Below are 22,909 nucleotides of genomic sequence, written 5' to 3'. Positions count from 1 at the left end.
GGGCCGCCACCCGAAGGTGACGGCCCGTTCCAGAGCGTGATGCTTAAGCGTTGCCGCCCGACAGCTTCTCGCGGAGAGCCGCGAGTGCCTCGTCGTCAGCCAGCGTGCCCGCGCCTGCGGCCTCGCTGGTGAAGGACTGGCCGCCGCCGAAGTCCTCGCCGGCTGCTGCTTCTGCTTCGGCCGCCTTGGTGACCTGAGCCTTGTGAGCCTCCCAGCGAGCCTGGGCTGCAGCGTACTCCTGCTCCCATGCCTCGCGCTGAGCGTCGAAGCCGTCCTTCCAAGCACCGGTCTCGGCGTCGAAGCCCTCCGGGTACTTGTACTCGCCGTTCTCGTCGTACTCCGCGACCATGCCGTAGAGGGCCGGGTCGAACTCGGTGCCGTTGGGGTCGACCGACTCGTTGGCCTGCTTGAGCGACAGCGAGATGCGGCGACGCTCCAGGTCGATGTCGATGACCTTGACGAAGACCTCTTCGCCGACGGAGACGACCTGCTCGGCCAGCTCGACGTGCTTGCTGGAGAGCTCGGAGATGTGGACGAGGCCCTCGATGCCGTCTGCGACGCGGACGAACGCACCGAACGGAACGAGCTTCGTGACCTTACCCGGCGTGACCTGTCCGATCGCGTGGGTACGGGCGAAGACCTGCCACGGGTCCTCCTGCGTCGCCTTCAGCGACAGGGAGACGCGCTCGCGGTCCAGGTCGACCTCGAGGATCTCGACGGTGACCTCCTGGCCAACCTCGACGACCTCGGAGGCGTGCTCGATGTGCTTCCAGGACAGCTCGGAGACGTGCACGAGGCCGTCCACGCCGCCCAGGTCGACGAACGCACCGAAGTTGACGATCGACGAGACGACACCCTTGCGGACCTGACCCTTGTGCAGGTTGTTCAGGAACGTGGTGCGCGACTCCGACTGCGTCTGCTCGAGCAGCGCGCGGCGGCTCAGCACGACGTTGTTGCGGTTCTTGTCGAGCTCGAGGATCTTCGCTTCGATCTCCTGGCCGAGGTACGGCGTGAGGTCACGGACGCGGCGCAGCTCGATGAGCGAGGCCGGAAGGAAGCCACGGAGGCCGATGTCGACGATGAGGCCACCCTTGACGACCTCGATGACGGTGCCGGTGACGACGCCGTCGTTCTCCTTGATCTTCTCGACGTCTCCCCAGGCACGCTCGTACTGAGCACGCTTCTTGGAGAGGATCAGACGGCCTTCCTTGTCCTCCTTCTGGAGAACGAGGGCCTCGACCAGGTCACCGACGGCGACGACCTCGTTGGGGTCGACGTCGTGCTTAATCGAAAGCTCGCGCGAGGGGATGACACCCTCGGTCTTGTATCCGACATCGAGGAGGACCTCATCGCGGTCGATCTTGACGATCGTACCTTCGATGATGTCGCCGTCGTTGAAGAACTTCAGGGTCTTCTCGACCGCGGCCAGGAAGTCCTCAGCAGATCCGATGTCGTTGATGGCGACCTGCTTGGTGGCCGGGGCGGTCGTTGCGGTAGTCATGTAGTGGGTTGTCCTTGTTGAATGGGAACTCAGGCTGGAAGCAACGGCCGCGCACGACCGACAACTTGCTCGTCAGCGAATGGATTGGTTTTCTCGTCACGAGCGCATGCAAGTGCACGCCACGAGTGACACTTCAGATTATCAGAAGATCGGATGCGGGTGTGCGTCGTGTCACGATCGGACACCTGTGGATAACTCCGGCGCCCGCGCGTGCGATCTGGTTACCGTATCCGGATGACTTCCAGCAGGCCATTTCGCCCTCTCATCCTGTGCACTCTCACCTTCGCCGCCTCGACGCTCCTCGGATGCTCCCCCACGCCGGCACCGACGCCGAGTCCGACACCGGCGTTCGCGTCCGAGGATGAGGCGTTCGCTGCGGCGGAGGAGACGTACCGGGCGTACAACGATGCTCTGAACGCAGTCGACATCGCAGATCCGACGTCCTTCGAGACGATCTATGCGTTTTCAAGCGGGAGTTTCCAGCGAGCGGACAAGGAGAACTTCTCGCGGATGCATGCGGAAGGTCAGACCATTGCCGGCGACGCGGTCGTCCTTGACTTCACAGGACGGCGCGCGGACACCCAAACCGGCACCGTGAAAGCCCTGGCTTGCTTAGACGTAGGCGACGTTCAGGTTCTGAACGTCGAGGGCGCGTCGGTAGTCAACCCCGATCGACCAGACGTGTACGCGATCGACCTTGAGTTTATTGACCTGAATGGTTCCCTTCTTATCGATGCATCGAATCGCGCTGAGGACGAAGCATGCGCCGGATACTGATCCTCTTGCTTGCGCTTGACGGGCTCGTCAGTCTTGCGACTCACGGCGGAGACGGCGGTAGTGACTTCCTCATTGGAACGGACGGCGCAACCGTCGCTGTCTCGGGTAGCAGGCAGGCGCCTGATAGCCAGCCCACGACGCGGTCCGGCGTTTCCGATCAAGGCGACGAGAACCCGCGATCGGCGGAGGAGACCGAGTTCGACGAATGCCTGAACGGCTGGGACAGCGCGCGCCGTTGCTTCCGCCCGAAGTTCGAACGAGATGCGCCACCTTCCGCGCCGCCAGGGATTCCGGCGATCGCCATGACCGACCTCGCCGCCTTCGCGCCCGACGCCGTGACGACCGTGGGCGAACCTGGCAACCTCGGCGTCGCCGGCATGCCGACGAATTTCGTGGCCGCGGCCTCCACCCGCACGCAGACCGGCGCGCTCTTCGGCATCCCGCTCATGGTGCGATTCACCCCGTCCGGATACGACTTCCACTACGGCGACGGGTCCTCCGCGAGTACACGCACGGGCGGTCAGACCTGGGCCGCGCTGGGTCAGGCGCAGTTCACGCCGACGTCCACCAGCCACGTCTACCGGCAGCGCGGTGCCTACCTCGCCGACGTCGATGTCCGGTACACCGCCGAGATCGATCTCGGCGATGGCTGGTTCCCTGTTGCAGGCGAGCTCACGACCGACGGGCCCGTGAGCCGGATCCGGATCTTCGAGGCGCACACCGCGCTCGTCGCGCACACCTGCGCAGCGCGTCCGTCATCACCAGGCTGCTGAGGCGCTCAACGTGCGACCTGGAGGATGATCGGCTGGCCGACAGCGTCGACGTGATCCGCGAGGACCAACGTCGCATCCGCTTGGACCCCCGCCGCAGACACGAATGTGATCTGCGGTACGAGATCCATCGTGCAGACGGTGTCCGTGTGGCTGTGCAAGGTGACGACGCCCTGCGTGGCATCGAGGGCTTGGAAATCACCCGAGCCGGGCATGCACGTCGACGATCCCCATGTGAGCACTGCCAGTTCGCTGTCGGTGATCCAGGTGGCGGCTGGCACCATCTCCGACATCCGATCCGCCGGCTGCAGCTGTCCCTCAGCGAGACCAGGGAGCGTGAGTTCGCTGCGGTTTCCGTTCGCCTCGGTGACGATGAGATCCACCGGAACCGACGAGTCGAGGCCAGCCGGAAGGCCGACGTATGTGCCATGGGCGGTCTGCACGCTCGCACAGACGGCATCCTCGTCGTCGACCAGCACGATCTCGATCGACTGATCTCCGGTGATGAAGTCGCCGATGTGCGGCGCGCAGGCGTCGCTCCAGGTCTTCACGGCGATGGACGATGCGTCGAGCCATGCGGCCTGCGGTGCGTACGAAGCGTCCGCGCTCGGAACAGCCGTGGATTCAGGAACGGGAGACCCGCCAGCCGCTGTCGCGCATCCCGCCAACGCGGAGGCGAGAAGCGCTCCGCCGAGCACGAACGAGGAGAGTCTCCGCAGTGATGTCGTCATGCCTCTTGGTGTCGACGGCGAACGGACCGTCTCAAGTTCCCGGCCGCCGCAGACCGCCGCGGCCCTGACCGTGGCGCGCCGGGTCTCGCCGCGTCTGTGGCCGTGACAAACTGTGCCCGTGACCGATCGTCTGATGCTGCTCGACACCGCCAGCCTCTATTTCCGCGCTTTCTACGGCGTGCCCGACAAGGTGACGGCGCCGGACGGCTCTCCGATCAATGCCGCGCGCGGGCTGCTCGACATCATCGCCAAGCTCGTGACGTTGTATGAGCCCACGCACGTGATCGCCTGTTGGGACGACGACTGGCGCCCGCAGTGGCGCGTCGACCTGATCCCGAGCTACAAGGCGCACCGCGTCGTCGAGGTCGTCCCAGCCGGGCCGGATGTCGAAGAGGTCCCCGATCCGCTCGAGGCCCAGATACCGCTCATCCGCGAGACGCTCGCCGCGATCGGTATCCCGATCATCGGTGTCGCCGAACACGAGGCCGACGACGTGATCGGCACCCTCGCCACGAACGCCGACATGCCCGTCGACATCGTGACGGGCGACCGCGACCTCTTCCAGCTCATCGACGATGCCCGTGACGTGCGCCTCATCTACACGGCACGCGGCATGAGCAACCTCGAGATCTTCACCGACGCGACCCTGGTCGCGAAGTACGGCGTGCTGCCCTCGCAGTATGTCGACTTCGCCACGATGCGCGGTGACGCCTCCGACGGCCTCCCCGGCGTCGCCGGTGTCGGCGAGAAGACAGCGGCGACCCTGCTCAAGACCCACGGCGACCTCGCCAGCATCCGCGCTGCGGCCGAGGCCGGCGAAGGCATGAGCGCCGGCGTGAGCGCGAAGATCCTGGCTGCTGCGGCATACCTCGACGTCGCACCGACCGTCGTCGCCGTCGCCACGTCTCTGCCGATCACCGCTCCGGGCGTTCCCCTGCGCGCACTCGACCCCGCAGAGCACGACGCGGCGGTCGCCCTTGCCGAGAAGTGGAATCTCGGGGGCTCGATGACCCGCGCGATCGCTGCCGTCTCCGCCGCGGCGAGCTGAGTCGCTACTCGGTCCAGGCGAGCAGCCGGTCCAGGCCCCAGGTCGTCACGATCCGAGCCGCCGGCACGCCGAGACGCTCGGCGCGTTCAGCGCCGTGGTCGAGCAGTGAGAGTTGACCCGGCGCGTGCGCGTCGGAGTCGATCGAGAAGAGACATCCTGCTTCGAGCGCGATCGCGATGAGCTCATCCGGCGGATCCTGGCGTTCCGGGCGGGAGTTGATCTCGACCGCGACGCCGTTCTCGGCGCACGCTGCGAACACCGACGCCGCGTCGAATAGGGACTGCGGTCGGGTCCCCCGTTCGCCTTGCACGAGTCTGCCGGTGCAGTGGCCGAGCACATTCACCCGCGGATGCGAGACGGCAGCGATCATCCGAGCCGTCATCGGACGCGGATCCATCCGCAGCTTCGAATGCACCGATGCCACCACGACGTCGAGTTCGCCGAGCAGGTCAGGGTCCTGATCGAGCGCCCCGTCGTCCAGGATGTCCACCTCGATGCCGGCGAGCAGGGTGAATCCATTGCCGGACTCCGCCCGCACGAGCGGGATCTGCTCGCGCAACCGCTCAGCCGAGAGGCCACGCGCGACTCGCAGCCGAGGCGAGTGGTCGGTGATCGCCTGATACTCGTGCCCCTGCGCACGGGCGGCCGCAGCCATCACCGCGATCGGTGTCGTGCCGTCCGACCAATCCGTATGCGCGTGCAGATCACCGCGGAGCTTCGCCCGCAACGCCGACACCTTCTCCGGCTCGACCTCGCCGCGCAGCTCGACGAGATACTCCGGCACACGGCCTTCCTGCGCCTGGCGGATCACGGCGAACGTCGACTCGCCGATGCCCTTGCTCGCGCGCAGAAGCGTCGGATCAGATCGCACATCCTCCGGCAGGGTCTGCAGGGTGGCCGCCGCCTGACGGAACGCCTTCGCCCGATATCGGGACGCCCGCTCGCGCTCCAGCAGCGAAGCGATCTCGAACAGAGCGGCGACGGGGTCCATGACGCGCCCTATGCGGAGGCCAGTTCGCGGCTCACACCGATCCACTGGTCGAGCTTCGCGGCGGCCCGGCCATCGTCGACGGCAGCCGTCGCGCGTTCCAGCCCCTCCCGGAGCCGCTCGAGAATGGGGCGCTGCACCTGGGTCGCATCCTGCGAGAGCTCGAAGGCGACGATGCCGGCTGCTGCGTTCAGCAGCACGATGTCGCGCACCGCGCCGCGCTCGCCCTGGAGCGTGCGCCGCAGGATCTCGGCGTTGTGCTCGGGTGATCCACCGATCAGATCGGCGAGATCGGCGATCGGGATGCCGAGATCGCGAGGGTCGAGGTCGTGCTCGTGGATGTCACCACGGGTGACCTCCCAGATCCGGCTGTGCCCGGTGGTGGTGAGCTCGTCGAGCCCGTCGTCACCGCGGAACACCAGAGCGGTCGCTCCGCGGGTGCGGAACACGCCGGTGATCAGCGGGACGCGTTCGAGCTGCGCCACGCCGACTGCGTTGGCCTCGGCGCGTGCCGGGTTGCAGAGCGGTCCGAGCATATTGAAGACGGTCGGGACACCGAGCTGAGCCCGGACGGCGCCGGCGTGCTTGAACCCGGGGTGGAAGGCGCCGGCCCACGCGAACGTGATCCCGGTGCGGTCGAGGATGGATGCCACGTGCGCGGGGTTGAGCGAGAGTTCGAGACCGAGTGCGCCGAGGACGTCGGATGAGCCGGACGCCGAACTCGCAGCACGATTGCCGTGCTTGACGACGGGGATACCGGTCGCGCCGATGATGATCGCGGCTGTGGTCGAGACGTTGACCGTGCCGACCCGGTCGCCACCGGTGCCGACGATGTCGAGAACGTCCGGCGATACGGGAAGGGGGACGGCGGCTTCGAGGATGGCGTCACGGAACCCGACGATCTCGTCGATCGTCTCGCCCTTCGCGCGCAACGCGATGAGGAAGCCTCCGAGCTGCGCCTCGGTGACGTCTCCCCGCATGATCTGACGCATCGCCCACGTGGACTCCCAGACGCTGAGATCGCGACGCTCCAGCAGAGAAGTGAGCACATCGGACCAGGTCAGGGAATCAGCCATGTGTGCGATCCTATCGGCGCGGGAAAACGTGCAGATCGTTGCTCACGCGTGACCGCCATGTCGGCATCCCCCGTTTCCCGCGGATTCACCGAGGATTCGCAGCGTCTTCTTAGGGTTACCTAAGTGGAACGTCGCCAAAAACAGAGCTCGCGGTGCAAGAATCACCCCCGCGGATCGGCCATAATGGAAGGGTGACGACCTCAGCGACGTATGCCCCGGCGGCGAGAACCATCAAGCGGCCCAACCCGGTAGCTGTCGGCACCATTGTGTGGCTCGGCAGTGAGGTGATGTTCTTCGCGGGACTTTTCGCGATCTACTTCACCCTCCGCAGCACTTCCCCTGAACTGTGGGCAGCGCGGACCGAACTCCTGAACGTCCCGTTCGCGTTCGTGAACACCGCGATCCTCGTCCTCTCCTCCTTCACGTGCCAGATGGGCGTGTTCGCGGCAGAGGACCTGCAGGCCTACAAGCTCGGCAAGGGCCAGAAGAACGGTGCCGGCCGTCGCCGCCTGTTCGGCTGGGGCATGGTCGAGTGGTTCTTCCTCACCTTCGCGCTCGGCGCGATCTTCGTCTCCGGCCAGGTCTGGGAGTACGCCCAGCTCGTCGCCGAGGGAATGCCGATCAGTGCTGACTCCTACGCGTCGGCGTTCTACATCACCACCGGCTTCCACGCACTGCACGTCACCGGCGGACTCATCGCGTTCCTGCTCGTCATCGGACGCGCATACGCGGTGAAGAACTTCCGGCACAAGGAGGCGACCTCCTCGATCGTTGTGTCCTACTACTGGCACTTCGTCGACGTCGTCTGGATCGTGCTGTTCGTCGTTATCTACTTCCTGAAATAAGAGCGGAGCTGATCCCCGAGATGGCACGAGAGAAGAAGCGCCGTTCGAACGGTCGTCGCAGCCCCCTGGCTGCGGTCGCCCTCATCGGAGCAGGACTCATGATCACCGGCGCCGTGTACGCCGGTGCGTCTGCCGCGTTCGCCGCGACCGACACCCAGAGCGCTGCGACCACCCAGCTGACCGTGGAGGACGGCGAGAAGCTGTTCCAGGCCAACTGCGCCACCTGTCACGGTCTCGACATGCAGGGCACCGCGAACGGACCGAGCCTCTACGGCGTCGGCGAGCTCGCGACAGAGTTCCAGCTCTCCACCGGCCGTATGCCGCTGCAGATGCAGGGACCGCAGGCTCCGCAGAAGAAGCCGCAGTTCACCGAAGACCAGATCCTCGCGATCTCGTCCTACGTGCAGGCTGAGGCCCCCGGCCCGACGTTCCCGTCGGAGCGGACCATCGACGGCAAGGGCGACGTGTCCCACGGCGCCGAGCTGTTCCGCGTGAACTGCGCGATGTGCCACAACGTGGCCGCAGCCGGTGGAGCGCTCACCGAGGGCAAGTACGCCCCCGCCCTGACCGAGACCAGCGCGCTGCACATCTACGCAGCCATGGTCACGGGCCCCCAGAACATGCCGGTCTTCGGCGACATGAACCTGTCGGACGAGGACAAGCGCGACATCATCTCCGCGCTCCTCTACCAGCAGCAGTCCGTGCAGATCGGCGGATTCTCGCTCGGTTCGCTCGGACCCGTGTCCGAGGGCCTGTTCGTGTGGATCTTCGGTATCGGCGCACTGGTCGCCATCACCGTGTGGATCACGGCGAAGTCCAACTGACGCTTATTCATCGAAGAGGAACGTACGAGGAGCACCATGGCACACGACGACGACTCGAAGGCTCTCGACAGGGCCTACCAGCCCTCGCCGGGGCTGGGCGTCGCAGTCAGCGATCCCGTGCACAACCCGGGATTGCCGCCGCACCGCGCGCGGATGACCGACAAGGACCCCCGCGTCGAGAAGACGGCTGACCGCACCGTCTACACGCTGTTCTACCTGTCGCTCGCCGGCAGCATCTGGGCGGTCGCCGCCTACATGCTGTTCCCGATCGAGAGCGGCGCGCTCATCGACATCCGCCAGAACAACCTGTTCATCGGACTCGGTATCGCGCTGGCCCTGCTCAGCATCGGTATCGGCGCGATCCACTGGTCCAAGGCGCTGATGTCGGACAAGGAGCACATCGAGTTCCGCCACACGACGCGCGGCACCGATGCGACTCGCGAGGCTGCCATCAAGGCATTCTCCGAGGCGAACGAGGAGTCCGGCTTCGGACGCCGCACCATGATCCGCAACTCGCTGTTCGCAGCGGTCGTCGCGTCGATCATCCCCGGCGTCACGCTGTTCCGTGGTCTCGCTCCGCACTCCACGCCGGATGACCCCACTGCGGGCGACCCGGTGCACCTGCTCAAGCACACGATGTGGGAGGAAGGATCGCGCCTGGTGCGCGACCCCGACGGCACCCCGATCCGTGCTGCTGACGTCACCCTCGGCTCGGCGTTCCACGTCATCCCTGCCGAGCTCGTCGAACTCGGTCACGAAGACGGCTACCTCGAGGAGAAGGCGAAGGCCATCGTGCTGATGATGCGCCTCCGCCCCGAGCAGCTCATCGAGGCCGAAGACCGCAAGGACTGGTCGTACGACGGCATCGTCGCGTACTCCAAGGTCTGCACCCACGTCGGTTGCCCTGTCGCTCTCTACGAGCAGCAGACGCACCACCTGCTGTGCCCCTGCCACCAGTCGCAGTTCGACGTCACCGATCACGCCAAGGTCATCTTCGGACCGGCAGCACGTCCGCTGCCGCAGCTGCCGATCACGGTCGACGACGAGGGCTACCTCATCGCACGCAGCGACTTCAAGGAACCCGTCGGCCCGAGCTTCTGGGAGCGCCATTGAGCACCGCAACGCTGTCCAACGAGGACAAGGACACCAAGGCGCCGCTCGGCGGTCGCTTCGTCGGTGCCGCGTCGAACTACATCGATGAGCGCACCAGCCTCTCCGGCTTCGTCAAGGAGCTCGGCCGCAAGATCTTCCCCGACCACTGGTCGTTCATGCTCGGCGAGATCGCGCTGTGGAGCTTCGTGGTCGTGTTCCTCTCCGGAACCTTCCTGACGTTCTTCTTCGAGGCCTCCATGGTCCCCACGCACTACACGGGCGCCTACGTCCCGATGCGTGGGATCGAGATGTCGGCTGCACTCGAGTCGTCGCTGAACATCTCCTTCGACATCCGTGGTGGCCTGCTGGTCCGCCAGATCCACCACTGGGCTGCACTCGTGTTCGTCGCGGGTATCGGCGTGCACATGCTCCGCGTGTTCTTCACCGGTGCATTCCGCAAGCCGCGTGAGCTCAACTGGGTGATCGGCTTCGTCCTCTTCGTCCTCGCGATGGCAGAGGGCTTCACCGGCTACTCGCTCCCCGACGACCTGCTCTCGGGCAACGGCCTCCGCATCATCGACGGCATGGTCAAGGGCATCCCGCTGATCGGCACCTGGACGTCGTTCCTGTTGTTCGGCGGCGAATTCCCGGGAACCGCGATCGTCGGACGCCTCTACACGCTGCACATCCTGCTGCTGCCGATGCTCGTCATCGCGCTGATCGTCGTGCACCTCATGCTGATGATCATCAACAAGCACACGCAGTTCGCCGGCCCCGGCCGGACGAACGAGAACGTCGTGGGCTACCCGATGATGCCGGTCTACATGTCCAAGATGGGCGGCTACCTGTTCATCGTGTTCGGCACGATCGTGCTGATCGCCACGTTCTTCCAGATCAACCCGATCTGGAACTACGGCCCGTACGACCCCTCCCCCGTCTCCGCCGGTACCCAGCCAGACTGGTACATCGGATTCGCCGATGGTGCGCTGCGTCTGGCGCCGTCGAACCTCGACATCGTCTTCCTCGACCACACCTGGTCGTTCGGTATCCTGCTGCCGCTGGTCGTGCTCGGTCTCTTCATCGTGCTCGTCGCGATCTACCCGTTCATCGAGGCGTGGATCACCGGAGACAAGCGCGAGCACCACATCGCACAGCGCCCGCGCAACGCCGCGACGCGCACCGCGATCGGTGTGGCCGGTGTGCTGTTCTACGCGGTCCTGTGGGCTGCAGCATCGTCCGACCTCATCGCGACGCACTTCATGCTCACGATGGAAGGCGTGATCCACACGCTCCAGGCGCTGCTCTTCATCGCTCCGGTGCTCGGCTACTTCGTGACGAAGCGCATCTGCATCGCGCTGCAGAAGAAGGATCGCGAGATCGTGCTCCACGGCTACGAGTCGGGACGCATCGTGCGCCTCCCCGGTGGCGAGTTCATCGAGGTGCACCAGCCGGTCGACCAGTACGACCGTTGGAAGCTCATCGACGTTGACGGATACGAGCCCCTCGTGGTTCGCCCGAACGCCAAGGGCCGGATCTCGTGGACGGAGAACCTCCGTTCCTCGATCTCGCGCTGGTTCTTCGAGGACCGCCTGGCCCCGCTCACGCAGGCGGAGATCGAAGCTGCCGATGCGCACCAGCACCACGTCACGGCACACGCCGCCGAAGCTGAGACCGCCGAGATCCAGGGCGCTCACGAGCGCGCCGGCTTCCCGGACGCTCCGCTCACGGTCGATGAGACGCACGTCGACGAGACACCGAACACGCCGAGCACGGTGATCGCGACGGAACCGGTCAAGAAGCCGCGGAAGAAGAAGTCGGAGGAGGGCGCCTGACGGCACCGCTCCCCCGTATGAAGGCCCTGTCCAGACGGACAGGGCCTTCTGCGTATGTCCGTGAAAGGATCGAAGCATGACGTCTGCAGTCCGACTCATCCGTTCCTCCGACCTCGCAGAGGCTCCATACGCCTATGCCGCGACCGCTCCGGCCGGTTCGCGCCTGATCTTCCTCGCCGGCTCCTGCCCTCTCGAGGACGACGGGAGTACGACCGCTCCCGGCGACTATGCCGCTCAGGCCGCCCGATGCGTCGTGACACTGCGCACCGCACTCGATGCCGCGGGCGCACAGCTCACCGATGTGGTCAGCACGCGCGTCCTGGTCGCTTCCACACGCCAAGCGGACCTCGTCACCGCGTGGGATGTCATCCACGATGCGTTCGGGGCGCACGACGTCCCGAGCACGCTTCTGGGGGTCACGGTGCTCGGGTACGACGACCAGCTCGTCGAGATCGAAGCGATCGCCGCGGTCGCCGGCGACGACTGATGAACCGTCGGCTGCGCGCAGCGGAGGCTTCGGATGCCGAGATGATCCAGGCGATCGAGACCGAAGCGGATGCACTCCTCATCGACGCGCTCGGCGCCTGGGACTGGCCACGTGCCGACGCAGGGGCTGTCCGACTCGACTCCCCCGGTTTCGTGCTGATGGTCGAGGACTCCGATTCCGGCTCCCCCGTCGGCTTCGTGCATGTGCTCGACGTCGACGGTCTGGCACACCTCGAGCAGCTCTCTGTCACGCCGGCTGCGGCGCGCAACGGGCACGGACGAGCCCTGGTCACCGCAGCCATGGACGAGGCCCGTGAGCGCGGCTACACGCGGCTCACGCTCCGTACCTACGCGGAGATTCCCTGGAACGCCCCGTTCTATTCCTCGTGCGGGTTCCTCGAGAGCATTCCGGAGACCGCGTTCCTGCGCGGACTCGTCGAGATCGAAGCAGCACTCGGCCTCGACCGCTACGGTCGCCGGGTGCAGATGACGGTCGAGCTCTGACCGGATTCCTGCGCACGAAGACCGGATCCGAACGGTGCGCAACCCACCGACGCTTCTAGGCTGAGGTCATGATGGATCGTGCCGACTTCTACGCAGCCAAGCTCGCCGCCGAGACCGATGCCAGCGACGTCCATGCCGCTCGGGCGGCCGGCGAGGACATCGTGGTGATAGACGTGCGCTCTGACGAGGCCTGGGCCCAGGGTCGCGTCGCCGGGGCGATGCACATGCATTACAGCGAGATCGCGACGCGCGCGCCGCGCGAAATCTCGAAGGATGCCGCAGTCGTCGTCTACTGCTGGAGCCCCGGGTGCAACGCCGGCGCCAAGGGCGCCTTGGAGTTCGCCCGCCTCGGATACGACGTCCGCGAGATGATCGGCGGCTTCGAATACTGGGTGCGCGAGGGGTATCCGGTGGAGGACGCGGATGGCGTGCACCGGCGGCCCGTGGATCCGCTCACCGGGATCGCACGCATTCGCACCCACGCCTGATCGCCCACGACACGACAACAAAGAAGGCCCCCGGCGAACCGGGGGCCTTCTTCATCGTGTCTCAGCGGGCGAAGTTGCCGCGGTAGTACTCGTACACCCAGCCGACGATCGCGACCACGAAGATCGCGAGCCCGATCGGGAGCAGGAAGTGACCGACGGCCAGTCCCACCACGAAGACCGCGGCAGAACCGGCGAGCACGATCGGCCACCAGGACCAAGGGCTGAACTCGCCGAGCTCCGGGTCACCATCGTCGATGTCCGAGGTGAGGATGTCTTCCGGCAGCTCACCACCCTGCGCGGTGTGCGTGCGGTCGAGGTAGAAGGCCACCATCGCGCCCATGAACGCCGCGAAGAACAGCGCGACCGTACCGACCCATTCGATCCGCTCAGCGAAGTTCTCGGACGGTGTCGCCAGGATGTGCCAGCCGGTGTACACGACGCCGATGAGGGCGAAGAATGCAGTCAGCACCCACCAGAGGATGACGTTATCGCGCATGGATCAGTGGACCTCTCGCTCGCCGGGAGCCGTCGTGGCGAACTCCGCAGCTTCCGGGTGATTCAGGTCGAAGGCGGGCCGCTCGCTGCGGATACGCGGGATCGACGTGAAGTTGTGACGCGGCGGCGGGCAGGACGTCGCCCACTCGAGCGAAGCGCCGTAGCCCCACGGGTCGTTGACCGTGACCTTGGGCGCCTTGCGCGCCGTGATCCAGACGTTCAGGAAGAACGGCAGCATCGAGGCACCGAGGATCATGGCGCCGATCGTCGAGACCTGGTTCTGCCAGGTCCATCCGTCGGCTGCCGAGTAGTCGGCGTACCGGCGAACCATGCCGTCGACGCCCAGCCAGTGCTGGATGAGGAACGTCATGTGGAAGCCGATGAACAGCATCCAGAAGTGCACGTAGCCGAGCCGCTCGTTGAGCATCCGTCCCGTCCACTTCGGCCACCAGAAGTAGAACCCGGCGAACATCGCGAACACCACGGTGCCGAAGACGACGTAGTGGAAGTGTGCGACGACGAAGTAGGAATCCGAGAGCGCGAAGTCCAGCGGCGGAGCCGCGAGGATCACACCGGTCAGACCACCGAAGACGAACGAGACCAGGAAGCCGAGTGCGAACACCATCGGGGTCTCGAAGGTCACGGATCCTCGCCAGAGCGTACCGATCCAGTTGAAGATCTTCACACCAGTCGGCACTGCGATGAGCATCGTCATGAGCGCGAAGAACGGCAGCAGCACCGAACCGGTCACGTACATGTGGTGAGCCCACACGGCGACGGACAGCGCGGCGATCGCGATCGTCGCGTAGACGAGGGTCTTGTACCCGAAGATCGGCTTGCGGCTGAACACCGGGAAGATCTCGGAGACGATGCCGAAGAAGGGCAGCGCGATGATGTACACCTCGGGGTGACCGAAGAACCAGAACAGGTGCTGCCAGAGCAGGACGCCGCCGTTGGCCGGGTCGTAGATGTGTGCGCCGAGGATGCGGTCCGCCGCAGCGGCGAAGATCGCGGCGGCGAGCACCGGGAATGCCATCAGGATCAGGAGGCTCGTGATGAGCGTGTTCCAGGAGAAGATCGGCATGCGCCACATCGTCATACCGGGCGCGCGCATCGTGATCACGGTCGTGATGAAGTTCACGGCACCGAGGATCGTGCCGAAGCCCGAGATGCCGAGACCGACCATCCAGAGGTTTCCACCCGCACCCGGCGAGAACGAGGCGCTCGCGAGCGGCTGATAGGCGAACCAACCGAACGAGGCAGCGCCCTGCGGGGTGAGGAAGCCGGCGACGGCGATCGTTGAGCCGAAGAGGAACAGCCAGAACGCGAAGGCGTTCAGACGCGGGAACGCGACGTCAGGTGCTCCGAGCTGCAGCGGCAGGATCGCGTTGGCGAATCCGGCGAACAGCGGCGTCGCGAACATCAGCAGCATGATCGTGCCGTGCATCGTGAACAGCTGGTTGTACTGCTCCTTGGTCGGGATGATCTGCATTCCCGGCGCGAAGAGCTCAGCACGGATGACGAGTGCCATCACACCGCCGAGGAGGAAGAACAGGACCGAGGCGATCAGGTACATGTACCCGATGGTCTTGTGGTCGGTGGAGGTGATCCACTTGACGACGATGTTGCCCTTCTGCTCGACGCGCGAGGAGCTCATGAGAGCGGCCTGGCGGGCGGGCAGGGCGTTGGGTCGGGAGCGGGGGGCCTCGTCGGTGCGGGGGGCTTCAGTGGTCGACATGGCTTACTCCTCTCCTTCCTCGGAGTCGGTCTGGGGCGTGGTGCCCGGGAAGTTCGACAGACGGTCGTACTCGTCCGTGATGTCGCCCGTGTTGCCCTGCTCCTTGAGCGACTGGACATACGCGTCGTACTCGTCCTGCTCGACGACCTTCACGTTGAAGAGCATCATCGAGTGGTACTCGCCGCACAGCTCCGCGCACTTGCCCGAGTACTCGCCGACACGAGTCGGGATGAAGGACCAGGAGTTGTCCTTCCCGATGTACATGTCCTTCTTGTAGAGGAAGTCGATGATCCAGAACGAGTGGATGACATCGCGGGACTGCAGGTTGATCGTGACCTTCTGATCGACCGGCAGCACCAGCGTGGGCAGCTGCGACTGGTCGATGTTGCCGTCCTTGTCTGGCTGGGCCTGAATGCCCATCGTCCAGACGGTGTCGTCTTCGGAGTCGGCGTCGTACTGGAAGTCCCACGCCCACTGCTTGGCGATCGCGGTGATCTCGACGTCGGGGTTGTCCCACTTCGCCTCGATCTCGGCCTGATCGCGGGCCGTGAAGAAGAACATGCCCAGCACGAGGATGAGCGGCACGATCGTGTAGAAGATCTCGATCGGCATGTTGTAGCGCATCTGGACCGGGAGACCGGTCTGACCCTTGCGACGGCGGTACGCGATCGCGGCCCAGGCCATCAGGCCCCAGGTGATGACGCCGACGGCGAGGAGGACGATCCAGGAGTTGACCCAGAGGGACGACACTCGCTCGGTCTGGTTGGTGGCCGCAGGCCCGCCATCCACGAACCCGGGGAGATAGCCGTTCAACTCAGTGGTGGTACATCCCGCCAGGACCACGGCTGCCACGACTCCCAGAGGGAGAGCGGCCCAACGAAGGCGGTGTTTCGAGGGCACGATGCACCTTTCAGATTGCGGACAGGGCACATCCAAGTCTAGAGCAACCTCACACCTGATTCATGCCAACCACGCAGGTTCACGGACCGGATCAGGCGCTGTCCTGGGCAAAAGACGCCGGGTTCAGCGCCTCCGACGAACGATCAGTGGAAGCTGTCTCCGCACGCGCAGCTGCCTGCTGCGTTCGGGTTGTCGATCGTGAAGCCCTGCTCCGAGATCGTGTCCTTGAAATCGATCGATGCGCCGTCGAGATACGGCACGCTCATGTTGTCGACGATGACCTCGACGCCATCGAAGTCGACGGTCTCGTCGCCCTCGAGGTAGCGCTCGTCGAAGTAGAGCTGGTAGATCAGGCCGGAGCATCCGCCGGGCTGCACGGCGACGCGCAGACGCAGGTCGTCGCGGCCCTCCTGCTCGAGGAGGTTCTTGACCTTGACCGCGGCGGCATCGGTCAGGCTGATGCCGTGGGCCTTGGTGCTGGTGGTGTCTGAGGTCAGGGTGGTGTCGCTCATGTCGCTCCTTGTGACGGGCCGCGTCGCACGGCTTTCCCGCAATTCTATCGCCGCATGTCGCGGAGGCGGCGAGATCGGGAAAGAGCCGTGCGCGCGTCGACGGGTGTCAGGCCTCGCGGCGGTTCATGCGGGCGAGCAGCAGCGCTTCGGTCGCGACCGCGTTGCGGAACGTGTCGAGGTGGAGCGATTCGTTCGGGCTGTGCGCGCGCGAGTAGGGATCCTCGACCCCGGTCACCAGGATCTGCGCCTCCGGGAACTCGCGGACGAGGTCGGCGATGAACGGGATCGATCCCCCCACGCCGAGGTCGACCGGCGGAACGCCGTAGCCGTCGCGCATCGCGTCGCGGGTCAGCCCGACAGCCCAGCCGCTGGTGTCGACGAGGAAGCCGTCGCCGAAGTCGAGGTCCGAGAAGGTCAGCTCGGCGCCGAACGGGGCGTGCGCCCGCAGGTGACGCTCCAGCGCGTCGTAGGCGTCGGATGCGGACTGCCCCGGTGCGACGCGGGAGCTGATCACGACGGTGACCTCGGGCAGGAGCGTGTTGGATGCCGAAGCGACGCTGGTCGCGTCGATACCGATCACGGTGACGGCCGGCTTGTTCCAGATGCGGCTGAGGATCGTGCCGTCGCCGATCGGCGAGGTTCCCGGCAGCAGACCGGCTTCGTCGCGCAGCGTCTCCTCGGAGTAGTCGGGCGTCTCGGTGTCGCGCGCGGTCATGCCGTCGACGGCCACAGAGCCGTCGTCGTTCCAGAGCGTCGCCAGCAGCTTCGTGGTCGCCATCATCGCGTCGGGCACCGCTCCCCCGAACATGCCGGAGTGCGAGGCATGATCCAGAGTGCGCACGCGCAACGTGAACCGCGCGTTCCCTCGCAGCGAGACGGTGAGGCCGGGCGTCACGGAGTCCAGATTGCCGGAGTCGGCGACCACGATGGCATCGGCCCGCAGCGCGTCCTTGTTGTCGGACAGGAACTGCGCGAATGAGCGGGAGCCGTACTCCTCCTCACCCTCGATGAACATCGCGATACCGAGCTCGAGGTCGTCGCCGAGCACCTCGGACACCGCGCGGATCGAAGCGATGTGCGCCATGATCCCGGCCTTGTCGTCTGCCGCACCGCGACCGTAGAGGCGACCGTCGCGCACGGTCGGCTCGAACGGCGGCGTCTCCCACAGCGCGTCGTCTCCAGGAGGCTGCACGTCGTGGTGTGCGTAGAGCAGAATCGTCGGCTTGCCGTTGCGGGCGGCGCGCGTGGCCAGCACCGCTGGCTGCCCGTACTCGTCGGTGCCGGGGATCGCCGCCCGCAGCACCTGCACCTCGTCGAAGACACCGGTGTCCTTCGCGAGCGCTGCGACGGCATCGGCGCTGCGCTCGAGCTGCGTCTGGTCGAACGCCGGCCACGCCATGCCGGGGATGCGCACGAGGTGGCCCAGATCGGAGAGCGCGGCCGGGATTCCGGTCGCCACGGACTCGAGAACAGCGGAGTCGGACGAACTGGGGAGAACAGGAGAAGTCATGCGAGTAATCTTAAGGTGATCCACCTTCAGCGAACCGAGGATTCTCGTGGCCACTTCCCCTGTCTCCCCTCCGACGAACGACGACGCCGAGACGACCGGTGTCGGGAAGGGGCGTGCGACGCCGAGCCGCGCCGAGCAGGAAGCCGCGCGCCGTCGCCCGCTCGTCGCGAACACGAAGGAAGCGAAGGCGGCAGCGCGCGCCGAGCTCAACGAGCGACGCAATCGCGCGCAGGCCGGCATGGCCGCCGGCGAGGAGAAGTACCTTCCGGTGCGCGACAAGGGTCCGCAGCGTCGCTGGGTGCGTGACTACGTGGATGCCGGCTGGCACCCCGCCGAGTTCGTCATGGCCGTCATGGTCCTGGTGATCCTCGCATCGCTGGTGCCCGCGCAACTGGCGGTCGCCTTCTACGCGTACCTCGTCATGATGGCGTACCTGATCATCGCGATCGGCGGCATGATCCTCCTGGCCTTCCGTGTGAAGCGCAAAGCCGGCGAGAAGTTCGGCAAGGACCGTCTCGAGCGCGGTCTCGGCTGGTATGCGGCGATGCGTGCCCTGCAGATGCGCTTCATGCGCCTGCCGAAGCCGCAGGTCAAGCGCGGTCAGTACCCGGCCTGACCCCCTGTCATCGAGAAGGCCCCTCGCTCTGCGGAGCGAGGGGCCTTCTTCGCGCGCGGGCGTGCGCTGTCAGCGCCCGAGGAGTCCACGGTTGATCTCGCGACCCCAGAACGGACCGCGGTAGAGGAACGCCGTGTAGCCCTGGACGAGGGTCGCGCCCGCATCCAAGCGCTCCTGCACATCGGATGCAGTCTCGACTCCCCCAACCGCGATCACGCAGAAGTCCTCAGGGACCGCGGCGCGCACCACTCGGAGCACCTGCAGGGACCGCTCCTTGAGCGGAGCGCCGGACAGCCCGCCTGCACCGGCGGCTTCGACCACCGCATCATCGCTCAGGAGCCCGTCCCGGCTGATCGTGGTGTTATGCGAGATGATCCCGTCGAGCCCCTCGGCGACGGCGAGCTGCGCGATCGCCGTGATCTCCTCGTCCGGCAGATCGGGGGCGATCTTCACCAGCAGCGGCGTCTTCCCGGCCGCCGTGCGCACGGCGCGAAGCAGCGGAGCCAGGGTCTCGACGGCCTGCAGGCCACGCAGTCCAGGTGTGTTCGGCGACGACACGTTGATGGCGAGGTAGTCGGCGAGCGGCGCGAGACGCACGGCGGAGGCGACATAGTCCTCCGTCGCGTTCTCGACATCGACCACGCGACTCTTGCCGATGTTGACCCCGATGACCGTGTCAGGGGCACCACGGCGCAGCCGAGCGAGCTTGCGGGCGGCCGCGTCCGCGCCCTTGTTGTTGAAGCCCATCCGGTTGATCACGGCGCGGTCTTCCACGAGCCGGAACAGTCGAGGCTTGGGATTGCCCTCCTGCGGGATCGCCGTGATGGTGCCGACCTCGACGTGACCGAAACCGAGCGCGGCGAGGCCCCGAACGCCGACAGCGTTCTTGTCGAAGCCCGCGGCGACACCGAACGGAGACGGGAAGGTCAGCCCGAGCGCTTCGACCCGAAGCGACGGATCCGGTGCGGTGAGGGCACGGGTCGCACGAGCGAACGGCTGGACACCGAGTACTCGAACCACCGCCATGCCGGCGTGATGGGCGAACTCGGGATCGAAGCGCGACAGGACAGCGCGAAAGAGCAGCGGATACATCACTGCCCAGATTACCGGTCGGCGGGCTCCTGCTCCGAGTGATCGGCTCGAAGGTCGGTGATCGCCGCTTCGAAATCCTCGAGCGAGTCGAACGCCTGATAGACGCTGGCGAACCGCAGGAAGGCGACCTCGTCGAGATCACGCAGCGGTCCGAGGATGGCCAGACCGATCTCGTTCGTGTCGAGCTGCGACACTCCGGTCTGGCGGACGGCCTCTTCGACGCGCTGCGCGAGGATCGCGAGATCCGCCTCGGTGACCGGGCGCCCCTGGCAGGCCTTGCGCACGCCGGAGATGACCTTCTCGCGGCTGAAAGGCTCCATCACGCCGGAACGCTTGATCACGTTGAGGCTCGCCGTCTCCGTCGTGGTGAAACGTCCACCGCATTCGGGACACTGTCGGCGTCGACGGATCGACAGACCGTCATCGCTGGTCCGCGAATCGATCACACGGGAGTCGGAATGACGGCAGAACGGGCAGTGCATCTGTCTAACCTACGCCGTGAAGCGGGCCTCGATCGCCTCGCCGTGCGCCGGCAGTACCTCCGTGTCGGCGAGAGCGACGACGCCTGCCCGCACGGCGGCGAGGGCGGAGCGGTCATACGAGATGACCTGCTGGGGACGAAGGAACGTGTAGGCACCGAGTCCCGGCGCGTAACGAGCCTGGCCGCCGGTGGGCAGGACATGGTTGCTGCCGGCCATGTAGTCGCCGAGACTGACCGGCGTCTGGTCGCCCACGAACACGGCACCCGCACTGGTGAAGGATGCTGCGGCATCCTCTGCATCGGCGAGGTGGAGCTCGAGGTGCTCCGGCGCATACGCGTTGCTGAACGCCGTCGCCATGTCGCGGTCATCGACGAGCACGATCGCGGACTGCGGGCCGGCGAGTGCGGCACCGACACGCTCGGAGTGACGCGTCGCGAGGGCGAAGGTCTCGACCTCCACGGCGACGCGGGCTGCGAGTTCCTCGGAATCGGTCACGAGCACAGCCGACGCCTGTTCGTCGTGCTCGGCCTGGCTGACCAGGTCGGCGGCGATGAGTCGCGCGTCTGCCGCGGCATCGGCCACGACGAGGATCTCGGTGGCACCCGCCTCGGAATCGGTTCCGACGACGCCGGCCACCGCACGCTTCGCCGAAGCGACGTAGTTGTTCCCCGGCCCGGAGAGCACGTCGACCGGGTCGAGCCCCACCTCGGGGACGCCCCAGGCGAAGGCGCCGATCGCCCCGGCTCCCCCCATGGCGTAGACCTCGGTCACACCGAGGAGCGCTGCCGCAGCGAGGATCGTCGGGTGGATGCGCCCGTCCTGATCCGACTGCGGCGGGGAGGCGAGTGCGATCTCGGTGACGCCTGCGACCTGCGCGGGCACGACGTTCATGATGACGCTCGACGGGTACACCGCCTTGCCACCGGGGATGTACACGCCGACACGGTGCACGGGCTGCCAGCGCTGCGTGATGCGCGCGCCTTCGCCGATCTGAGTGACCTGCTGGGCAGGGACCTGCGCGGCTGACGCGAGGCGCACGCGGCGGATCGCCTCTTCCAGCGCGGCGCGGACCTCGGGGGTCAGGTGCTCGAGCGCGTCGTCGATGTGATCCGACGGCACCCGGATCGCGTGACCGGTGACGCGGTCGAACTTCTCGGCCTGCTCGCGCAGCGCCTGCTCTCCGCGCTCCCGCACGTCGTCGACGATACGCGTCGCCGTGTCGAGTGCCTCAGCGCGAGCCTGGGTCGCTCGCGGAACTGCGGCGAGCATGGCGGCTGGCGAGAGCTCGCGCCCCCGCAGATCGATCGTTCGCACTGTCAGCCTTTCGTGATGTCCGAGATGTCGTGGAGGTAACCGATGCGGCCGTCGTCATGGCGGACCACGAAAGCGCCGCCGCGATCCTCGATCACGAGCGCCCACGCGCTCGGACCGATTCGGAACAACGGTTCTCCGCGCTCATCGTGCACGTCTCGCTCAGACGGAGCGAGGATCCAGAACGGCTGCGCCGGGTCGACGTGACGAGAACTGTTCGCCTCGTCCGCAAGGCTGTCGTCGGTCCAGTCCTCGGTCTCGGTGAACGGCTCGGCATCACCCTCGACGGCACCCGTGTGCTCGATGGTCTGCGCCGTCTCCAGGAGGGCTTCGATGCTGGCGGTGTCTGACGCGATCTCCTGGCCACGGGACCGGCGGGAGTAGTTCGGGACGTACTCGTCATCGGCCGCCGTGTCTTCGGTACCGGTGTCGCCGCCGGAGGCGTGCGCGGCGATCGGCACCTGATCCGCGACGTCGAATCGAGCGATCTCGTCGGTGGCCTGCTGCCCGGAGAGCTCGACGTCGAGCTCGACCGGCTGCGCGTAGGCGGTCGTGACAGCCGTTGCGGGCGATCCGGAGAACCGGTCGTCCGTCGACGCGAGACCACTGTCCGTCTGATCGCCCGGCTGCTCGGCACCTGCTGCGACCTCTGCCTCGTTCGTGTCGACTGCGGGCTCGGGCTCAGGGCGGGGCCGTGCGATGACGGGGCGCACAGGGTTCGCGTTACGGTGCGCGAGTGTGACGAGCCGACCCTGGAAGTCTTCCTTCAGCCCGGGGACGATCGGCGCGAACACCGTGAGCACGACCAGGGCCAGGGACGCGACGAGCTGCACGATCCCGCTCCACGACAGCCCGAAGACACCGAACTCGATCAGTCCGGCGACGGCGCTCCACAGCGTCCCGACCCAGATGACCGCAGACACGGAGAACGCGACGGAGGCGAACTGGTCGATGCCCAGTGAGCCGACCCGGCGGATCCCGTCCGGCGAGAAACGACGCAGCACCAGGAGGAACACGGCGACGGTCGGCACGCCGATCGGCAGGATCCATTGGATGCCGGTGCCCCAGATCGACGGACCACCGGCGAGCGGGAAGAACGACACGATGAAGGAGACGGCCCAGACGCCCACGATCAGCAGTTCACGCAACGTGAAGCCGAGGACACCGTACTCGGGCGTGACGTCGTCGTCGTAGAGGACACCGTCCTCGTCGAGGAAGGTGTCGCTCTCGGCATCCGGGATCTCAGGGAGTTCGGTGCTCATCAGTCATCCTTTCGGCGCGGTGCATGACA

The 22,909-nt window shown here is 66.4% G+C and carries 24 protein-coding genes; 11 read left to right on the top strand and 13 right to left on the bottom strand.

The features are described 5' to 3' along the window. Positions 1–43 precede the first annotated feature (43 nt). Positions 44–1,501 (bottom strand): 30S ribosomal protein S1, encoded by a 1,458-nt coding sequence (gene rpsA, locus RS83_RS13130; protein WP_045279988.1) that lies wholly within the window; start codon positions 1,499–1,501, stop codon positions 44–46. A gap of 234 nt (positions 1,502–1,735) precedes the next feature. On the opposite strand from rpsA, the gene RS83_RS19005 reads away from it, so the two are divergent. Continuing rightward, the gene (locus RS83_RS19005; protein ID WP_045279987.1) at positions 1,736–2,278 is read left to right on the top strand and encodes a hypothetical protein; all 543 of its coding nucleotides are present in this window, start codon (positions 1,736–1,738) and stop codon (positions 2,276–2,278) included. 302 nt (positions 2,279–2,580) lie between these two features. Then, a complete protein-coding gene (locus RS83_RS13120; protein WP_156153215.1) occupies positions 2,581–3,051 on the top strand; it encodes a hypothetical protein in 471 nt (156 codons plus the stop codon). A 5-nt stretch (positions 3,052–3,056) separates the two neighbouring features. On the opposite strand, the gene RS83_RS13115 is transcribed toward RS83_RS13120, so the two are convergent. Then, on the bottom strand, positions 3,057–3,779 hold the full coding sequence (locus RS83_RS13115) for a hypothetical protein (protein WP_045279986.1): 723 nt from the start codon (positions 3,777–3,779) through the stop codon (positions 3,057–3,059). 118 nt (positions 3,780–3,897) lie between these two features. Here RS83_RS13115 and RS83_RS13110 point away from each other — a divergent pair, with 118 nt between their 5' ends. Continuing rightward, entirely contained in the window at positions 3,898–4,827 is a 930-nt protein-coding gene (locus tag RS83_RS13110) for a 5'-3' exonuclease (protein ID WP_045280821.1), read from the top strand. A gap of 4 nt (positions 4,828–4,831) precedes the next feature. Here RS83_RS13110 and RS83_RS13105 read toward each other — a convergent pair whose 3' ends face one another. Further along, entirely contained in the window at positions 4,832–5,818 is a 987-nt protein-coding gene (locus RS83_RS13105; protein ID WP_045279985.1) for a PHP domain-containing protein, read from the bottom strand. Between the two features lie 8 nt (positions 5,819–5,826). Beyond that, positions 5,827–6,891 (bottom strand): anthranilate phosphoribosyltransferase, encoded by a 1,065-nt coding sequence (trpD, locus tag RS83_RS13100; protein WP_045279984.1) that lies wholly within the window; start codon positions 6,889–6,891, stop codon positions 5,827–5,829. Between the two features lie 191 nt (positions 6,892–7,082). Between trpD and RS83_RS13095 the strand changes: the two genes are divergently transcribed. From RS83_RS13095 to RS83_RS13065, 7 genes are all read left to right on the top strand, one after another. Beyond that, positions 7,083–7,736 carry a cytochrome c oxidase subunit 3 gene (locus RS83_RS13095; protein WP_156153214.1) on the top strand — a complete coding sequence of 218 codons (654 nt, stop codon included), beginning with the start codon at positions 7,083–7,085 and terminating at the stop codon, positions 7,734–7,736. Between the two features lie 20 nt (positions 7,737–7,756). Beyond that, positions 7,757–8,560, top strand: coding sequence for a c-type cytochrome (locus RS83_RS13090; protein ID WP_045279983.1), 804 nt, complete (start codon positions 7,757–7,759; stop codon positions 8,558–8,560). A gap of 36 nt (positions 8,561–8,596) precedes the next feature. After that, positions 8,597–9,673 (top strand): ubiquinol-cytochrome c reductase iron-sulfur subunit, encoded by a 1,077-nt coding sequence (locus tag RS83_RS13085; protein WP_045279982.1) that lies wholly within the window; start codon positions 8,597–8,599, stop codon positions 9,671–9,673. After that, the gene (locus RS83_RS13080) at positions 9,670–11,484 is read left to right on the top strand and encodes a cytochrome b (RefSeq protein ID WP_045279981.1); all 1,815 of its coding nucleotides are present in this window, start codon (positions 9,670–9,672) and stop codon (positions 11,482–11,484) included. Before RS83_RS13085 ends, RS83_RS13080 begins: the two co-directional genes overlap by 4 nt. 76 nt (positions 11,485–11,560) lie before the next feature. After that, positions 11,561–11,971: a RidA family protein gene (locus tag RS83_RS13075; RefSeq protein WP_045279980.1), complete on the top strand. Its 411-nt coding sequence runs from the start codon at positions 11,561–11,563 to the stop codon at positions 11,969–11,971. Continuing rightward, entirely contained in the window at positions 11,971–12,474 is a 504-nt protein-coding gene (locus tag RS83_RS13070; protein WP_045279979.1) for a GNAT family N-acetyltransferase, read from the top strand. Before RS83_RS13075 ends, RS83_RS13070 begins: the two co-directional genes overlap by 1 nt. Before the next feature lie 68 nt (positions 12,475–12,542). Beyond that, positions 12,543–12,962 (top strand): rhodanese-like domain-containing protein, encoded by a 420-nt coding sequence (locus tag RS83_RS13065; RefSeq protein ID WP_045279978.1) that lies wholly within the window; start codon positions 12,543–12,545, stop codon positions 12,960–12,962. Positions 12,963–13,023: 61 nt separating this feature from the next. Here RS83_RS13065 and RS83_RS13060 read toward each other — a convergent pair whose 3' ends face one another. The 5 genes from RS83_RS13060 to RS83_RS13040 form a co-directional block, all read right to left on the bottom strand. Then, complete coding sequence (locus RS83_RS13060; RefSeq protein WP_045279977.1) at positions 13,024–13,458, bottom strand: cytochrome c oxidase subunit 4; 435 nt, start codon at positions 13,456–13,458, stop codon at positions 13,024–13,026. Positions 13,459–13,461: 3 nt separating this feature from the next. Then, complete coding sequence (gene ctaD / locus RS83_RS13055) at positions 13,462–15,195, bottom strand: cytochrome c oxidase subunit I (protein WP_045279976.1); 1,734 nt, start codon at positions 15,193–15,195, stop codon at positions 13,462–13,464. 3 nt (positions 15,196–15,198) lie between these two features. After that, positions 15,199–16,095: a cytochrome c oxidase subunit II gene (gene coxB / locus RS83_RS13050; RefSeq protein WP_045279975.1), complete on the bottom strand. Its 897-nt coding sequence runs from the start codon at positions 16,093–16,095 to the stop codon at positions 15,199–15,201. Between the two features lie 143 nt (positions 16,096–16,238). Next, positions 16,239–16,607, bottom strand: a complete 369-nt coding sequence (gene erpA / locus RS83_RS13045) for an iron-sulfur cluster insertion protein ErpA (protein WP_045279974.1) — start codon at positions 16,605–16,607, stop codon at positions 16,239–16,241. A gap of 106 nt (positions 16,608–16,713) precedes the next feature. Continuing rightward, entirely contained in the window at positions 16,714–18,117 is a 1,404-nt protein-coding gene (locus RS83_RS13040; RefSeq protein ID WP_045279973.1) for a dipeptidase, read from the bottom strand. Between the two features lie 46 nt (positions 18,118–18,163). Here RS83_RS13040 and RS83_RS13035 point away from each other — a divergent pair, with 46 nt between their 5' ends. Beyond that, a complete protein-coding gene (locus tag RS83_RS13035; RefSeq protein ID WP_045279972.1) occupies positions 18,164–18,733 on the top strand; it encodes a DUF3043 domain-containing protein in 570 nt (189 codons plus the stop codon). Between the two features lie 69 nt (positions 18,734–18,802). Here RS83_RS13035 and RS83_RS13030 read toward each other — a convergent pair whose 3' ends face one another. From RS83_RS13030 to RS83_RS13015, 4 genes are read right to left on the bottom strand one after another with little or no spacing between them, the layout of a single operon-like run. Beyond that, complete coding sequence (locus RS83_RS13030; protein WP_045279971.1) at positions 18,803–19,825, bottom strand: quinone-dependent dihydroorotate dehydrogenase; 1,023 nt, start codon at positions 19,823–19,825, stop codon at positions 18,803–18,805. Between the two features lie 11 nt (positions 19,826–19,836). Then, complete coding sequence (gene nrdR, locus RS83_RS13025; protein WP_045279970.1) at positions 19,837–20,307, bottom strand: transcriptional regulator NrdR; 471 nt, start codon at positions 20,305–20,307, stop codon at positions 19,837–19,839. Between the two features lie 9 nt (positions 20,308–20,316). Next, positions 20,317–21,621, bottom strand: a complete 1,305-nt coding sequence (hisD, locus tag RS83_RS13020) for a histidinol dehydrogenase (RefSeq protein WP_045279969.1) — start codon at positions 21,619–21,621, stop codon at positions 20,317–20,319. A gap of 2 nt (positions 21,622–21,623) precedes the next feature. Continuing rightward, the gene (locus RS83_RS13015) at positions 21,624–22,880 is read right to left on the bottom strand and encodes a hypothetical protein (protein ID WP_045279968.1); all 1,257 of its coding nucleotides are present in this window, start codon (positions 22,878–22,880) and stop codon (positions 21,624–21,626) included. Positions 22,881–22,909 lie beyond the last annotated feature (29 nt).

It is taken from the genome of Microbacterium oxydans, from assembly GCF_000956525.1.
Classification (GTDB): Bacteria; Actinomycetota; Actinomycetes; order Actinomycetales; family Microbacteriaceae; genus Microbacterium; species Microbacterium oxydans_A.
The sequence above is the reverse complement of the archived record's forward strand: the minus strand, read 5'-3'. Positions and strand labels throughout refer to the sequence as shown.

Coding starts and splice junctions, on each gene's coding strand:
- RS83_RS13090 (WP_045279983.1), top strand. CDS start 7,757: ATGGCACGAGAGAAGAAGCGCCGTTCGAACGGTCGTCGCAGCCCCCTG.
- RS83_RS13015 (WP_045279968.1), bottom strand. CDS start 22,880: ATGAGCACCGAACTCCCTGAGATCCCGGATGCCGAGAGCGACACCTTC.
- RS83_RS13105 (WP_045279985.1), bottom strand. CDS start 5,818: ATGGACCCCGTCGCCGCTCTGTTCGAGATCGCTTCGCTGCTGGAGCGC.
- RS83_RS13070 (WP_045279979.1), top strand. CDS start 11,971: ATGAACCGTCGGCTGCGCGCAGCGGAGGCTTCGGATGCCGAGATGATC.
- RS83_RS13085 (WP_045279982.1), top strand. CDS start 8,597: ATGGCACACGACGACGACTCGAAGGCTCTCGACAGGGCCTACCAGCCC.
- RS83_RS19005 (WP_045279987.1), top strand. CDS start 1,736: ATGACTTCCAGCAGGCCATTTCGCCCTCTCATCCTGTGCACTCTCACC.
- RS83_RS13030 (WP_045279971.1), bottom strand. CDS start 19,825: ATGTATCCGCTGCTCTTTCGCGCTGTCCTGTCGCGCTTCGATCCCGAG.
- RS83_RS13065 (WP_045279978.1), top strand. CDS start 12,543: ATGATGGATCGTGCCGACTTCTACGCAGCCAAGCTCGCCGCCGAGACC.
- RS83_RS13075 (WP_045279980.1), top strand. CDS start 11,561: ATGACGTCTGCAGTCCGACTCATCCGTTCCTCCGACCTCGCAGAGGCT.
- RS83_RS13040 (WP_045279973.1), bottom strand. CDS start 18,117: ATGACTTCTCCTGTTCTCCCCAGTTCGTCCGACTCCGCTGTTCTCGAG.
- trpD (WP_045279984.1), bottom strand. CDS start 6,891: ATGGCTGATTCCCTGACCTGGTCCGATGTGCTCACTTCTCTGCTGGAG.
- rpsA (WP_045279988.1), bottom strand. CDS start 1,501: ATGACTACCGCAACGACCGCCCCGGCCACCAAGCAGGTCGCCATCAAC.
- RS83_RS13115 (WP_045279986.1), bottom strand. CDS start 3,779: ATGACGACATCACTGCGGAGACTCTCCTCGTTCGTGCTCGGCGGAGCG.
- nrdR (WP_045279970.1), bottom strand. CDS start 20,307: ATGCACTGCCCGTTCTGCCGTCATTCCGACTCCCGTGTGATCGATTCG.
- ctaD (WP_045279976.1), bottom strand. CDS start 15,195: ATGTCGACCACTGAAGCCCCCCGCACCGACGAGGCCCCCCGCTCCCGA.
- RS83_RS13120 (WP_156153215.1), top strand. CDS start 2,581: ATGACCGACCTCGCCGCCTTCGCGCCCGACGCCGTGACGACCGTGGGC.
- RS83_RS13060 (WP_045279977.1), bottom strand. CDS start 13,458: ATGCGCGATAACGTCATCCTCTGGTGGGTGCTGACTGCATTCTTCGCC.
- erpA (WP_045279974.1), bottom strand. CDS start 16,607: ATGAGCGACACCACCCTGACCTCAGACACCACCAGCACCAAGGCCCAC.